The organism is Streptomyces sp. ME19-01-6, assembly GCF_033793745.1.
Lineage (GTDB): Bacteria > Actinomycetota > Actinomycetes > Streptomycetales > Streptomycetaceae > Streptomyces.
Genome location: NZ_JARAXF010000009.1, coordinates 190,140 through 204,936 on the forward strand (window position 1 = coordinate 190,140; position 14,797 = coordinate 204,936).

The following is a 14,797-nucleotide window of genomic DNA, read 5'->3' on the forward strand; positions in this document are numbered from 1 at the left end:
GGGCGGGCCCGGAGCGTCGTGCGCGCTCCGGCGCACTACCCCTGCCTCCCCCGCCCGTCCGCCGTCCGGCCCACCGAAACTCGTCCGCTGTCTGGTGCGCCGACTCGTCCACCGCCCGGTTAGTCCGCCGACTGGTCCACCGGCTCGTCCACCGGACGCAGGAACCCCTGCTCGACCAGAAGCCGGATCGACTCGGGGGCGCGGTCGCGCAGCACCACCGGGTCCTCCCCGAGGAGCTGGGCGATCGCATCCATGATGCGGCCCGCGCTGAGCGTGCCGTCGCACACCCCCGCGAACCCCGCACCGACCGTGTCCACCTTCGTCGCCCGCCGCATGCCGCGGTTCTGACGGAGCACCACATGCTCCGGATCCTCCGCCCCGGGCAGCCCCACCTGCTCCTGGACGACCTCGTCGGCCAGCCCGAAGCGGGCGGCAAGCAGCGCCGCGTCGTCGTGCGTACGCAGGAAGTCCTGCCGCTCGAAGTGGCCCACCACAGCATCGCCCAGCGGCTGCTCCACGGGGTGCGGCCACTCCTCCGCGGTCACGGCCGGGCGGTCGGCCCCGGACTTGCGCAGGGTGATCCAACCGAACCCGACGGCCCTGGTCTTGCGGGCCTCGAACTCCTCCAGCCAGGCGTCGTACCGCGCGGCGTACTCGGCGGGACCGGCGAGATGGGCCCCGGCGTCCCGCAGCCACAACTCCGCGTACTGCGTGATGTCCTGCACCTCGCGCTGCACGATCCACGCGTCGCACCCGCTCGGCACCCAGGAGGCGATCCGCTCGCGCCAGTCCTCCCCCTCCACATGCTGCCAGTTGGCCAGCAGCTGGCACCAACCGCCGTCGGTGAGATGGCCGGCGGACCGCTGGACCAGGGTGCGGCACAGGTCGTCGCCGGACATCCCGCCGTCCCGGTAGACCAGCCGGTCCCCCTCGGAGGACGGCGGCGAGATCACGAAGGGCGGATTGGAGACGATCAGGTCGTACGTCTCGTCGGCGACCGGCTCGAAGAGCGACCCCTCCCGCAGATCGGCGGCCGCCGCGCCGGACAGGGCGAGGGTGAGCCGGGCGATGCGCAGGGCACGCGGATTGGCGTCCGTGGCGGTGACGGAGGCGGCGTGGCGGGAGGCGTGCAGCGCCTGGATGCCCGAGCCGGTGCCCAGGTCGAGGGCCCGGGCCACCGGGGCGCGGACCGTGAGACCGGCGAGGGTCGTGGACGCCCCGCCGACGCCGAGGACAAGACCGGAGCGGTCCACGCCGCCCTGCGATCCACCGGGCCCGCCGATGCCTCCCGCGCCGCCGACCGCACAGCCCAGGTCGGAGACGATCCACCAGTCCTCGCCCCGCGGGCCGCCGTACGGGCGCACGTCGACCGTCGCCCGCACCTTGTCGCCGTCGCGCACCAGCCAGCCGTCGGCGAGGCAGTCCTCGGCGGGCAGGGCTGCGGCCGCCCGCCCGTACGCCACCGGGCGCTGCAGCAGGAAGAGCCGCACCAGCGCCTCCAGCGGGCTGTCGCCCCGTGTGGCGCGCAGGGCGGGGACGGTCTCGCTGCGCGCCAGGGCGGCGTAGGCGGGCGCGCCGAGCAGGTCCAGCAGGCCGTCGGCGGTGAAGGCGGCGGCCAGCAGGGCGTCGCGCAGGCGGGCGATGCGCTCGGGGCCGGCGGGGCTGGGGAGGCGGTGCGTACTCACGCCCCCATTGTCGGGGGAACCACTGACAGCGGGCGACGCCGGGCAAGGGCAGTCGGCGGACGGCGTCGGGCGGTTGGGGGCGCGGGGTGGGGCCGGCGGCGGGCGGCGCGGTGGGGGCGCGCCGCCCGCGCGGTGACGCCGGTTACGACGGCGACGGTGGTTACGACGGTGACGCGGTGCTGGTGCCCTTCGGCTTCTGGCAGCCGGGCTGCTTGGCCATCGCCTTGCCGACGTCGCCCTCCTGCAGCTTCTGCAAAGCCTTGTCACCCGAATTGCTGAGCTTGTTGAGCTCGTCGGCGATGCCCGTGAGGCCCTCCGCGAACTTCGCCTTGTCCGAGGTGTCGAGCTTGTCGACGGTCGTCTGCAGGTCCTTGTACGCCTTGGCGGTGGAGTTCAGCTCCTTGACCGCCTGCTTCTGGGTCTGCTCGCCGCCCTCGACGGGCGGGGCGCCCGCGTCCTGGACCGCCTTGGCGAGCGCCGTGTACGCCTCGGAGATGTCCCCGAAGGCCTCGGAGTCGGTCTGCTGAAGCTTCTTGGAGTCCTGCTCGTTGGACGCGGCATGGATCGAGGCGTTGGCGGCCTGGATCTTCTTCAGCTGGGGCTGCACCTCGTCACAGACTGTCTTGGCCCAGTCGTTGACCTTCTTGTTGCTTTCGCCCCCACCGCCACCGCAGCCGGTCAGCGCCACGACGAGTGCCGCACCGCCGGACAGTGCCGCCACAAGCTTCTTGTTCACCGGATTGGTCCCTTCCATGGCTCTTCTCGGCCCCGGAACATACACGGCCGAACGGCCAGGGCCCTGGGTTGAGCGTCCCTTATAGGGTCTTCTGAGGCCATTTGAACCAAGCCAGGTGTGCTGTCTGCCTCACCCTGGGACCGAACTCTGGAGCCGGGGGACCGAACCCTGGAGGGCCGGACGCGCTCGTCCTGGGGCCGGACGTGGAAGCGGGCGGACAGCGTGCCGAAACACATTGTCCGCCCGCCTGTCGCAGGGCTCTCCCCGCCGGCTCGCGGCCCGCTCCCTGGGGTCAGGACACCACCGCGGCGTCGGCTGACTTGCTGACCCGCTCGGGGTTGCCTTCGTCACCCACCGCGATGCCGCGCCGCTTGGACACGTACACGGCGGCGATGATGATCAACATGGCCAGTGTCGCGATCCCGGCCCGCAGGCCTGGGCTGGCGTTGTCCCCGTAGGAGAACTTCACGACCGCCGGGGCGATCAGCAGCGCCACCAGGTTCATGACCTTCAGCAGCGGGTTGATCGCGGGGCCCGCCGTGTCCTTGAACGGGTCGCCGACCGTGTCGCCGATCACCGTCGCCGCGTGCGCCTCGCTGCCCTTGCCGCCGTGGTGGCCGTCCTCCACCAGCTTCTTCGCGTTGTCCCACGCGCCGCCGGAGTTCGCGAGGAAGACCGCCATCAGCGTCCCGGTGCCGATCGCGCCGGCCAGGAACGAGCCGAGCGCACCGACCCCGAAGGTGAAGCCGACCGCGATCGGCGCCAGCACGGCGAGCAGGCCGGGCGTGGCGAGCTCGCGCAGCGCGTCCTTGGTGCAGATGTCCACGACCCGCCCGTACTCGGGCTTCTCGCTGTAGTCCATGATCCCGGGCTTCTCGCGGAACTGCCGCCGCACCTCGAAGACCACCGCGCCCGCGGACCGCGACACCGCGTTGATCGCCAGCCCCGAGAACAGGAAGACGACGGCGGCGCCGAGGACGAGCCCGACCAGGTTGTTCGGCTGCGAGATGTCCAGGCTCAGGTTCATCTTCCCGGCCACGGTCGTATGCGTCTCGGCGATCGCCTCCGCGATGGCGTCGCGGTACGAGCCGAAGAGCGCCGACGCGGCGAGCACCGCCGTCGCGATGGCGATGCCCTTGGTGATCGCCTTGGTGGTGTTGCCGACCGCGTCGAGGTCCGTGAGCACCTGCGCGCCCGCGCCCTCGACATCGCCGGACATCTCGGCGATGCCCTGGGCGTTGTCGGAGACCGGACCGAAGGTGTCCATCGCGACGATCACGCCCACGGTGGTGAGCAGGCCCGTGCCGGCCAGCGCGACCGCGAACAGCGCCAGCATGATCGAGCTGCCGCCGAGCAGGAACGCGCCGTAGACGCTGAGGCCGATCAGCGCCGCCGAGTACACCGCGGACTCCAGCCCGAGCGAGATCCCGGAGAGCACGACCGTGGCGGGACCGGTCAGGGAGGTCTTGCCGATGTCCCGCACCGGCCGCCTGGTGGTCTCGGTGAAGTAGCCGGTGAGCTGCTGGATGAGCGCAGCGAGCACGATGCCGATGGCGACGGCGACGAGCGCGAGCACGCGCGGGTCCCCGCCGTGGCCGAGGATCGCGCGGTCGGTGACGCCGTGCAGGTCGGCGTAGCTGGACGGCAGATAGGCGAAGACCGCGGCCGCCACCAGCGCCAGCGAGATCACCGCGGAGATGAAGAAGCCTCGGTTGATGGCGGTCATGCCGCTGCGGTCGGCGCGCCGCGGGGCCACGGCGAAGATGCCGATCATGGCGGTGACCACGCCGATGGCCGGGACCAGCAGCGGGAACGCCAGGCCAGAGTCGCCGAAGGCGGCCTTGCCGAGGATGAGCGCGGCGACCAGGGTCACGGCGTACGACTCGAACAGGTCCGCCGCCATGCCCGCGCAGTCCCCGACGTTGTCGCCGACGTTGTCCGCGATGGTCGCGGCATTGCGCGGGTCGTCCTCGGGGATGCCCTTTTCGACCTTGCCGACGAGGTCGGCGCCGACGTCGGCGGCCTTGGTGAAGATGCCGCCGCCGACCCGCATGAACATCGCGATCAGGGCGGCGCCCAGGCCGAAGCCCTCGAGCACCTTGGGTGCGTCGGCCGCGTAGACCAGCACCACGCAGGACGCGCCGAGCAGGCCGAGACCGACGGTGAACATGCCGACCACGCCGCCCGTACGGAAAGCGATCTTCATGGCCTTGTGCGAGACGGCCGTCAGATCGACACCCGATTCACCCGGGGTGGAAGAAGGCGTGGAAGGGGGCCCGGAAGAGGGGGAACTCCCATTGACGGGAGTGGTCCCGGACGGCTTCTCCGGCGTCGCCTCACGGGCGGCGGCTGCGACGCGCACATTGCTGCGCACCGCGAGCCACATCCCGATATAGCCAGTGGCCGCCGAGAATCCGGCGCCGATCAGAAAGAACACCGATCGCCCGATGCGCTGCTTCCAGTCATCCGCCGGCAAGAGCATGAGCAGGAAGAACACCACGGAGGCGAATACGCCGAGAGTGCGCAGCTGCCGGGCCAGATAGGCATTCGCGCCTTCCTGGACCGCCGCGGCGATCTTCTTCATGGTGTCGGTGCCCTCGCCGGCCGCGAGCACTTGTCGTACCAGCGCCACCGCGACCGCGAGTGCCGCCACCGCGACCGCGGCGATCACCAGCACGATCACTCTGTTGTCGTCGGTCAGTTCTGCGGCAGCCAGGGTTGGGGGAAGGTCCAGTGGATGAGGGGTGAGTTGCCCCGCCATTCGTCCTCCTTGACGTTTGGCACATGGGCGCGCAGCAGTTCTGCGACCGCAGAAGAGCCGCCACGCTCAGGCGTCCTGAGCTCAAGATGTGGACGGATTGTAGGGAGCGGCGCCAGATCAAAACAGGGCACCGGAATAGGAATTCGCCTGCACCAGCGAAGATCAATAGGTTTCGGCCTCGGAAATTCCCTCGGATGAAGGAAGACGCCTAATTCGCTGACGCATAGATAATGATCTATATAAACGATCTCGAAGTCATATAAAAAGCCCTGCTCAGCGCATGGCCAGAGCAGGGCGGAGCACCCTGCGCCGACGTCCGCGATCGGACCCCGGCGCGAGCTGTGGAGCTACGGCAGAAGGGACTGAGGGGCGGTGGGCCAGCTCATCCGGATCCGGCCGCCGGTCTCGCTCGTCGTCACCTCGACGTCGTCGACCAGCCCGCTGATAACCGCGAGCCCCATCTCGTCCTCGCCCTCGGCCGCCGGCTCCTCGTCCACGTCGGGATGGGAGCCGGGGGTGAGCCCGGCGGATGTCGGCGACTCGTCGCCGACCTCGATGGAGAACTTCTTCTCCTCGTCGGTCAGGACCACCCGCACCGGGGCCTCCACCCCATTGCTCAGGTGGAGCCCGACCGCGCGCGTGCATGCCTCGCCGACCGCAAGCCTCACCTCGTCGAGCACGGCCTCGTCCACCCCGGCCCGGCGCGCCACGGCCGCCGCCACCAGGCGGGCGGTTCTGACGTGCTCGGGCAGGGCGCTGAAGCGGAGTTCGACGGTGGCCATGCCATCCCCCTCGGGCGTTTGGGCGTGCATCTCAGGGGGCCGGGCGGAGCCGCCCGGTACCCCCTCGTTCTTCCGATGGTGACTGATCAGTCAGTCGCCGCGACGGCATCGTCGACCGAGGTGTGAATCGGGAACACCTTGGTCAGGCCGGTAATTCGGAAGATCTTGAGAATGCGCTCCTGGTTGCAGACGAGGCGCAGCGAGCCCTCATGGGCCCGCACTCGCTTGAGCCCGCCGACGAGCACGCCGAGTCCGGTGGAGTCGAGGAAGTCGACGCCCTCCATGTCGACGACCAAGTGGTAATTGCCGTCGTTGACAAGCTCGACCAGCTGCTCGCGCAGCTTGGGCGCGGTGTATACATCAATCTCGCCACCGACCTCGACGACCGTGCGGTCGCCAACGGTCCGGGTCGACAGGGACAGGTCCACGGATCCTCCAGCACCTTGCATCGAGCGGTCGCCCCCCATGGATCGGCAGCCGCGATGGCATTCAATCACTTACCAGCAGGCGCGCACGACGCCTTGAGGCCATTGTCCGTCAGACCAGTGACAGACTCGGTGTCGATGGCCCACAACCAACTCCCGCGGCAGGCGGGCATACGCACCTCACCCCGGACCGTCCTCGGTCGGCTCACCACGGGGGCGGGCCGGGCTGCGCGCATCACTCATACGGAGCACTTGCCCCCGCGTATCGGGACCCATGCCGATTGGCCTCGCCAGATCCGGCCGGAAGTCGTCGCTGCCGTCCAGGCCGCCGGAATCGAGCGCCCGTGGGCCCACCAGGCGCGTACGGCCGAGCACGCACTGCGAGGCGAATCGGTGGTCGTCGCCACGGGCACCGCGTCGGGGAAGTCCCTGGCCTACCTGGCCCCCGTCTTCAGCGCCCTCCTGGACGGCTCAGAGGCGCCCAGCGGGCGCGGCACGACCGCCCTGTACCTGGCGCCCACCAAGGCCCTGGCCGCCGACCAGCGGCGCGCGGTGGCCGATCTCGCCGCGCCGCTGGGCACCGGCATCCGCGCCGCGGTGTACGACGGGGACACGCCGGTCGAGGAGCGCGAGTGGGTCCGCCAGTACGCGAACTACGTGCTCACCAACCCCGACATGCTGCACCGCGGCATCCTGCCCGGGCACCCCAGATGGTCCTCCTTCCTGCGCGCGCTGCGCTATGTCGTCATCGACGAGTGCCACACCTACCGGGGCGTCTTCGGCTCCCATGTGGCCCAGGTGCTGCGCAGACTGCGCCGCGTCTGCGCCCGCTACGGCTCCTCGCCCGTCTTCCTGCTCGCCTCCGCGACCGCCGCCGACCCGGCCGTCGCGGCGACCCGGCTGACCGGACTTCCCGTGGTGGAGATCACCGACGACTCCTCGCCCCGGGGCGAGGTGGTCTTCGCCCTGTGGGAGCCGCCGCTGACCGAGCTGCACGGCGAGCAGGGGGCCCCGGTCCGCCGCACCGCCACGGCGGAGTCCGCGGACCTGCTCACCGACCTGGCCGTCCAGGGCGTCCGTACGGTCGCCTTCGTACGCTCCCGGCGCGGCGCCGAGCTCATCGCCCTGATCGCCCAGGAGCGGCTCGCCGAGGTCGACCGGTCCCTGGCGGACAGGGTCGCCGCCTACCGCGGCGGCTATCTCCCCGAGGAGCGCCGCGCCCTGGAGCGCGCCCTGCACTCCGGGGACCTCCTCGGGCTCGCCGCCACCACCGCCCTGGAGCTGGGGATGGACGTGGCCGGGTTGGACGCCGTCGTCGTCGCCGGATACCCGGGCACCCGCGCCTCCCTGTGGCAGCAGGCGGGGCGGGCCGGGCGCGCCGGCCAGGGCGCGCTGGCAATCCTCGTCGCCCGGGACGACCCGCTGGACACCTATCTCGTCCACCACCCGGAAGCCCTCTTCCGGCAGCCGGTCGAATCCACCGTGCTCGACCCGGACAACCCGTACGTCCTCGCGCCCCACCTCTGCGCGGCCGCCGCCGAGCTGCCGCTCACCGAGGCGGACCTGGAACTCTTCGGACCCGCCACCAAAGAGCTGATGCCACAGCTGGAGCAGCGCAGACTGCTCCGTCGCCGGGCGACCGCCTGGCACTGGACCCGCCGTGAGCGCGCCGCCGACCTCACCGACATCCGCGGCGAAGGCGGGCGGCCGGTGCAGATCGTGGAGGCGGCGACGGGGCGGCTGCTGGGCACGGTGGACGCCTCAGCCGCCCACGCCACCGTCCACGAGGGCGCCGTCCACCTCCACCAGGGCCGGACCTACCTCGTCGAACAGCTCGACCTGGAGGACTCCGTCGCGCTCGTGGAGGAGGCCTCACCGCCGTATTCGACCACCGCCCGCGACACCACGGCGATCTCCATCCTGGAGACCACCACCGAGGTCCCGTGGGGCGACGCACGGCTGTGCTTCGGCTCGGTCGAGGTCACCAACCAGGTTGTCTCCTTTCTGCGTCGCAAGCTGATCAGCGGCGAGGTCCTCGGCGAGTCCAGGCTGGACCTCCCGCCCCGTACGCTGCGCACCCGGGCCGTGTGGTGGACGGTCACCGACGACCAGCTCGAGGACGCCCGCGTCGCCCCCGAAGCCCTCGGCGGCGCCCTGCACGCCGCCGAGCACGCCTCCATCGGCATGCTGCCGCTCTTCGCGACCTGCGACCGCTGGGACATCGGCGGGGTCTCCGTCCCGCTCCACCCCGACACGCTCCTTCCGACCGTGTTCGTCTACGACGGCCACCCCGGCGGCGCGGGCTTCGCCGAGCGCGCCTTCCACACCGCCGCCGGCTGGCTCACGGCCACCCGCGAGGCGATCGCCGCCTGCGAGTGCGAATCCGGCTGTCCGTCCTGCATCCAGTCCCCCAAGTGCGGCAACGGCAACGACCCGCTCGACAAGAAGGCCGCCATCCGCCTCCTGACCACCCTCCTCACCAAGGCACCACCCCAGCCGACCGACGCCTGACTGTCAGCCGACGGCAGGTAGCGGACACCCGGCGGTGGGCAGCTGCCATCGGGCATCTGGGCAGCCGGCACCGGGCGCCGAGCAGCTGCCACTGGGCCACCTGACGCCTGACAGCTGGGTGTCTGGCGCCGGGCAGGTGGGCACCGGACTCTGGGCGGCTAGCACCGGGCACCGGGCCACCTGACGCCCGACAGCTGGCGCCTGGCGCCTGGCGCCTGGCGCCGGGCAACGTTCCCGCCTCCGCGCCCCGGCCCTCACGGCCCCTCACAGCGTCTCCCTGGCCCTCTCTCCTTTCCTCGCAGCCACCACGGTCACGGGCGGGCGTAGCGGTGCGCCTGTGTCCAAAGGCTTCCCGGCGGCCTCTTCAAGCTCCCGGCGCAAGCCCAGCGGCTCGGCTGCGGCCCTCGGCGCGACCCCGACGGTGGGCGCGGGCCCCCTCCGGCCGCCGCGGCCGCCCGCCCGGCGTATCACCGGGGCGCGCCTCGCCCGGACTGGAGCCCGGGCGGCTCCGCGGGTCCGGCGCGGGACCGGACTTCGGGGGCGAACGGACCGGCCCGTGCCTCCACCCTGAGATCGGCGATCGCGCCGCGCAGCGCGCACTTCACCACGCGGGCACCCTGCGCGGCGGCCACCCGCCGTGCGAGTCGGCACGCGGCTTCGGGTCCCTCCAGTCCGTGGTCCGCCGCCGCGAGTGCCGCGAGGTCCGCGGCGGCGCCGGCCCGGTGGCGGGCCACCATGACCTGTCCGGCAGCCAGCACGACAGCGAACACCGCGCACAGCGCCGTGGCGGTCAGGGCGGCCCACACCGTCGCCGACCCGCGGTCTCCCCAATCCCTCCTCACGGCCCCGCCTCGCCCGCAGGTGCCGTGGCCGATCCTGGCGCCTCCTCACCTCTGCCCACCGATTCCTCAGCGAAGGCGACCGCCTCGCCGCTCAGGCGCACCGCCAGCGGACCCGGGCCGGGCGCGCGGGCCTCGACCCGTACCCGCACCAGGTCGCCCTCCCGCCGCAGTTCAACCCGGGCCCCGCGTGGTGCGGCCGACCGGGCGGCGGCCAGCGCCGCCGCCCGCGGCTCCGAACGCGCGGCGGCGCGCGCCCCGGCCCGTGCCGCGTCCACACATCGCATCTGCCCGGACGCGGCCATCAGGCCCCAGATCAGCATCAGTGCGAACAACCCCAGCACCGGCAGCGCGACGGCCGCCTCCGCCGTGACAAACCCCCGGTCCCCCGGTCCGGCCCGGCCGCGCCGACTTCCTGGATGGGGTCCGCCGGTCGCATCAGAACTGCCCATCGAGCGCCTTCCCGATCACCGACCGCAGCGCTTCGTCGACCGCCCCGCCGGTCACCACCTTGTACAGAACCGCGGCGAAGGCGCATGCCGCGATCGTCCCCATCGCATACTCGGCGGTCGCCATCCCCGCGTCGGCTCGTGCCTTCGCCGCCGCGTACCGCCGCAGACACCAACGCATCACCATGTCGGCCTCCCCGATCTGTGTTGAATCCCGTACTTCTGACTCGCGTATCCCTGACTCGCGTACTTCTGGCTGCCGCGCTTGACTGCCGCGCTTCCGTTTCCGTGCTCGCCTGCGACGTCCGTGCTCGCTCTGCCGGACGGCCCCCGCTTCAGCCACCCCCTGCCAGGGCGCCCGCGAGCCCGAGCATCACCGGCGCCACCCCGATCAGCAGGAACGCGGGCAGATAGCACGCGCCCAGCGGGGCGGTGGCCAGGACGCTTGCGCGCTCCACCCGTTTGTCCGCCTGCCTCCCCTGCTCGGCCCGGCAGTCGGCGGCCAGCCGGGACACCGGCTCCACGGCCGGCGCGCCCGTCGTCCCGGCGCGCTCCAGGGCGCGCGCCAGTCTCTGTGCACCAGGCAGAGCCCCCATGCGCCCCCAGGCGGCGGCCGGCTCGCCTCCGAGCCGCAGCTCCGCCGCGGCCTGGGCGAGCCGCTCGCCGACCGGGCCGCCGAGCGACCGCCCCACCGCTTCTGCCGCCTTGCGCGGGCCGGCTCCGGCCTCCAGGCAGGCGGTGAGCAGATCGGCGGCCAGCGGAAGCTGGCGCGCCGCGTCGTTCTTGGCGCGCTTGCCGGACCGCCCGGCGGTGGCCCGGCGGTGCCGCTGCCACCGTCTCGCCCCGTATCCGGCGGCGAGGCCAAGCGCGCAGCCCAGCGGGCCGCCGACCAGGACGAGGCAGGCGAGCAGGGCACCGACGGCCGAAACCCAGTCCCGTATCGCGTCGGCTGCCCCTCCGGCGCGCCATCTCTCCCGCCGCCCCGGCCGCCGCTCCTGGTGGGCCTCAGGCAGCAGCGCCGTGAGCCGACGCCGGGCGGTCCGCACCCGGCGGGCCTCAATCACCGCTTCCGCGACCGACACGGCGGAGGCTGCGAAGGCCGCCATAATCCACAGGCTGTGGATAACATCAGCCGTCATGACCCCGACGTCCTTCCTCGCCGGCCGCCGCCCGGATCACCCGCGAGGTCCAGGCGAACCCGGCCCACTCCAGCAGCCCGCCCACCAGCAGGCAGGCCAGACCGGCCGGGGTGTGCAGCAGCACGTGCAGTGGGTCCGCTCCCAGCGCACTGCCCATCAGCAGCCCGAGGACGGGCAGCAGCACCAGCACGACGGCCGTGGCCCGGGCGCCCGCCAGCCGGGAGCGCACACTCTGCCGCTGGTCCCGCTCGGCCCGCAGCGCCGCCGCGACCCGGTCGAGGCCGGCCGCGAGGCCCGCCCCTTCGTCGACCGCGACCTGCCAGCAGGCCGCGACCCCGGTGAGCCCCTCCGCACCTGGCGAACGGGCCGCCCTGCGCAACGCCTCCGGCACATCACCTCCGAACCGCGCCGCCGCCGAGACCAGGCCCCAACGCTCCCCGATGTGCCCTGGGGGCGTGGCCAACAGCGCCTCGACCGGTTGCCGCCCGGCGCGCAGCTCGCCCGCCACGGCCCCGCACAGCTCGATCACCGCCGCGGCCCGCCGATCCCGCCGCCGGTCGCGCTTGCGCGCCCGCCGCCACCGGCCGACGACCGGCACGGCCGCCACCCCGGCCAGCAGCGGCAGCACCGACGCGCCCACCAGCGCGAGGAGACATCCCGCGGGGAGACACAGCAGCTCGCGTCCCATCCGCCCGCCGTATGCGGTCCGCCACCGCTCCCGCAGCCAGGCGGCCATCTCGGTCAGCCGCCGCCGCGGATCCGCCCCGGCGGGCCCGACGGCTCCGCCGCCCGCGAACAGCAGCCTGGCCCGCCGCAGATCCCTGTCGCGCCCGGAGAGCAGCCAGGCCGCCGCGCCCGCGCACAGCACGGCCGCGCACAGCGGCAGCGCCTCCGGGGCCACCCCACCGCCCGCGCCTGTCATGCCGCACCCCCGCCGCGTACACACAGCCGCTGGAGCCGCTCCCAGCCTGCCGCCCTCCCGAACCCCTCGGGGGTCCACTCCACGGCCGGGACGGTCGTGACATAGCCCGCCCGGTCCCGGTCCAGGACGTGCAGCTCGGCGATCTTGCGCCGCCCGCCGCGGTCCCGCACCAGATGGATCACGACCGACAGGGCCGCCGCCAGCTGGCTGTGCAGCGCCGCCCGGTCGAGACCAGCAGTCGATCCCAGCGCCTCCAGCCGGGCCGGGACGTCCGCCGCCGTGTTGGCGTGCACCGTGCCGCAACCGCCCTCGTGCCCGGTGTTGAGCGCGCCCAGGAGATCGGTGACCTCGGGGCCGCGCACCTCTCCGACCACCAGCCGGTCGGGACGCATTCGCAGCGCCTGGCGCACCAGGTCCCGGAGGGTGACCTGGCCCCTGCCCTCCTGGTTGGCGGGCCGGGTCTCCAGCCGGACCACATGCGGATGGTCCGGCCTGAGCTCGGCCGAGTCCTCGGCGAGGACGATCCGCTCGTCGGGCCCGACGAGCCCCAGCAGCGTGCTGAGCAGGGTCGTCTTGCCCGAGCCCGTGCCACCGCTGATCAGGAACGAGAGCCGGGCGTCCAGCATCGCCCGCAACAGCTCCTGACCGCCGGGCGGCACGGTCCCCGCCGCCACCAGTTCCTCCAGGGAGAACGCCCGGGGCCGCACCACGCGCAGCGAAAGACAGGTCGACCCGACGGCCACCGGAGGGAGCACCGCATGCAGCCGCGTGCCGTCCGGCAGCCGGGCGTCCACCCATGGCCTGGCGTCGTCCAGCCGCCGGCCGGCCACGGCGGCGAGGCGCTGGGCGAGCCTGCGCACCGCGGCCGCGTCGGTGAATCTCACGTCCGTCCGCTCCAGTCCTGCTCCCCGGTCCACCCACACCTCGTCGGGGGCGGTCACCAGTACGTCCGTGACGTCGGGGGCGGCGAGCAGCGGCTCCAGCGGCCCGGTGCCGACCAACTCCGAGCGCAGGGCCGCGACGACGCCCAGAACCTCTGTGTCGCCGAGCAGCCTCCCCTCCTCACGCAGGGCCGCCGCCACCCGCGCGGGCGTCGGCTCCGCCCCGCTCCGCGCCAGCCGCAGCCGCACCGCGTCCAGCAGCTCCGGCGACTCGACGCTCGCGCCACCGAGCTCGCGCCGCTTGACGCTCATGCCCCGCCCCCTTGCTGCTCCGCGTCTGCCAGGACCCGCCCCCAGAACTCCGCGCAGAACCGGGCGAGCGGCCCGCGGGGGCTGGCGCCCGGCGGCTCACCGCCGTCCAGCGCGCCCGACATTCCGGGCTCCGGCGGCAGCTCACCGGCCAGTGGCAGGTCCAGAAGCCGGGCGATCTCCTCGTCGTCGAGCCCCGGTCCGCACGGCCCGCGCACCACCGCGCGCAGATCGCGCAGCACCATGCCCACCGTCGACGCCACGCGGTGGGCGGCGGCGACCGCCCGCAACTCGGCGGGCACGACCAGCAGGCCCAGATCCAGCTGGTCGAGTGCTTCAGCCACCGTGTCGTCCACCCGCCGCGGCAGATCCACCACCACGACCCCGCCGCGCCGCCGCGCGGCCGCGAGCACCGCCCGCATCGCGGACGGCGCGACGGCCACCGATTGGCCGCGGTCCCAGCTGAGCACCCGCAGGGAGTGCAGCTCGGGGAGCGATTCCTCCAGCGCGCTCCCGGCGACCCGGCCGCGCGATTCGGCGAAGGCGGGCCACCTCAGCCCCTCCGCGCCCTCGCCGCCGAGCAGCACATCCAGGCCGCCGCCCAGCGGGTCTCCGTCGATGAGCATGGTGCGCCGCCCCGCGCGGGCGGCGGTGACCGCCAGGGCGCAGGCGAGGGTGCTGGCGCCCGCGCCGCCGCGCCCGCCGATGACCCCGATGGTGAAGGCCTGGCGGCCGACGCCCTCGGCCACGTCGGCGATGCGGTCCACCAGCCAGGTCTCGGCATCGGGCAGAAACGCCACATTGTCCGCGCCCAGGGCGACGGCCCGCTGCCAGATGCCGTGGTCGTCGAGATCCCGCCCGATGAGCAGCACCCCCTCCCTGCGGGTGCCACCGCGCAGCCGGGCCGCGGCGTCGTCGCCGACCAGAATCAACGGCGCGCCCTCCCAACTGCCCCGGCGCGCGGGCGCGCCATGCACCACTTCAGGCTCGGCCCCCGCCGCCGCGCACAGCCGCAGCAAGTCGTCGAGAAGCTCCTCGTCCTCAGTGACGATCAGCGGTCTGCGCTGTCGCCCATCCGTCGCCGGTCGATTCGGTGTGATGGATCCAGCCACGATCCCCTCCCCATCTCGTTACGCGCCCCATCCCGTTACGCGCTCTCACTTCCGCGAACGATGAGCGCGAACGCCGCGGAGAATCAGCGTCCGGCGATCCAGAAAATCCTGGGGATCTTGGTCCAAAACTGTGGACAACTCATCAGTTGTGAATATCCCAGTCACCTAAACCAGTGACTTCCAGAGAGCAGCCTTGCGATTACGTACAGTCACGAAGCAGCCTGATGGGGCGGCTGGCGCGAGCAG

The 14,797-nt window shown here is 73.0% G+C and carries 13 protein-coding genes; 1 reads left to right on the forward strand and 12 read right to left on the reverse strand.

Going from position 1 to position 14,797, the window contains the following annotated elements; genetic code table 11:
* Positions 1-119 precede the first annotated feature (119 nt).
* The 5 genes from PV419_RS22405 to bldG all read right to left on the reverse strand — a co-directional run bounded on the left by PV419_RS22405 (position 120) and on the right by bldG (position 6,392).
* Entirely contained in the window at positions 120-1,685 is a 1,566-nt protein-coding gene (locus tag PV419_RS22405; RefSeq protein ID WP_319691560.1) for a methyltransferase, read from the reverse strand.
* Positions 1,686-1,845: 160 nt separating this feature from the next.
* On the reverse strand, positions 1,846-2,439 hold the full coding sequence (locus tag PV419_RS22410; protein WP_319691562.1) for a small secreted protein: 594 nt from the start codon (positions 2,437-2,439) through the stop codon (positions 1,846-1,848).
* A gap of 274 nt (positions 2,440-2,713) precedes the next feature.
* Positions 2,714-5,182 carry a sodium-translocating pyrophosphatase gene (locus PV419_RS22415; protein WP_319691563.1) on the reverse strand — a complete coding sequence of 823 codons (2,469 nt, stop codon included), beginning with the start codon at positions 5,180-5,182 and terminating at the stop codon, positions 2,714-2,716.
* A gap of 347 nt (positions 5,183-5,529) precedes the next feature.
* Positions 5,530-5,964, reverse strand: coding sequence for an ATP-binding protein (locus PV419_RS22420; protein WP_089512875.1), 435 nt, complete (start codon positions 5,962-5,964; stop codon positions 5,530-5,532).
* 86 nt (positions 5,965-6,050) lie between these two features.
* A complete protein-coding gene (bldG, locus tag PV419_RS22425) occupies positions 6,051-6,392 on the reverse strand; it encodes an anti-sigma factor antagonist BldG (RefSeq protein WP_014178436.1) in 342 nt (113 codons plus the stop codon).
* 54 nt (positions 6,393-6,446) lie between these two features.
* Here bldG and PV419_RS22430 point away from each other — a divergent pair, with 54 nt between their 5' ends.
* A complete protein-coding gene (locus PV419_RS22430) occupies positions 6,447-8,900 on the forward strand; it encodes a DEAD/DEAH box helicase (RefSeq protein ID WP_319691566.1) in 2,454 nt (817 codons plus the stop codon).
* A 467-nt stretch (positions 8,901-9,367) separates the two neighbouring features.
* Here PV419_RS22430 and PV419_RS22435 read toward each other — a convergent pair whose 3' ends face one another.
* The 7 genes from PV419_RS22435 to ssd form a co-directional block, all read right to left on the reverse strand.
* On the reverse strand, positions 9,368-9,742 hold the full coding sequence (locus PV419_RS22435; protein WP_319691568.1) for an Rv3654c family TadE-like protein: 375 nt from the start codon (positions 9,740-9,742) through the stop codon (positions 9,368-9,370).
* Entirely contained in the window at positions 9,739-10,191 is a 453-nt protein-coding gene (locus PV419_RS22440; RefSeq protein ID WP_319691570.1) for a TadE family type IV pilus minor pilin, read from the reverse strand. Before PV419_RS22440 ends, PV419_RS22435 begins: the two co-directional genes overlap by 4 nt.
* Positions 10,178-10,375, reverse strand: coding sequence for a DUF4244 domain-containing protein (locus PV419_RS22445; protein ID WP_319691572.1), 198 nt, complete (start codon positions 10,373-10,375; stop codon positions 10,178-10,180). Before PV419_RS22445 ends, PV419_RS22440 begins: the two co-directional genes overlap by 14 nt.
* Before the next feature lie 148 nt (positions 10,376-10,523).
* On the reverse strand, positions 10,524-11,327 hold the full coding sequence (locus PV419_RS22450) for a type II secretion system F family protein (protein ID WP_319691573.1): 804 nt from the start codon (positions 11,325-11,327) through the stop codon (positions 10,524-10,526).
* A complete protein-coding gene (locus PV419_RS22455; RefSeq protein ID WP_319691574.1) occupies positions 11,317-12,249 on the reverse strand; it encodes a type II secretion system F family protein in 933 nt (310 codons plus the stop codon). Before PV419_RS22455 ends, PV419_RS22450 begins: the two co-directional genes overlap by 11 nt.
* Positions 12,246-13,442, reverse strand: coding sequence for a TadA family conjugal transfer-associated ATPase (locus tag PV419_RS22460; RefSeq protein WP_319691575.1), 1,197 nt, complete (start codon positions 13,440-13,442; stop codon positions 12,246-12,248). Before PV419_RS22460 ends, PV419_RS22455 begins: the two co-directional genes overlap by 4 nt.
* Positions 13,439-14,551 (reverse strand): septum site-determining protein Ssd, encoded by a 1,113-nt coding sequence (gene ssd / locus PV419_RS22465; RefSeq protein ID WP_319691577.1) that lies wholly within the window; start codon positions 14,549-14,551, stop codon positions 13,439-13,441. Before ssd ends, PV419_RS22460 begins: the two co-directional genes overlap by 4 nt.
* Positions 14,552-14,797 lie beyond the last annotated feature (246 nt).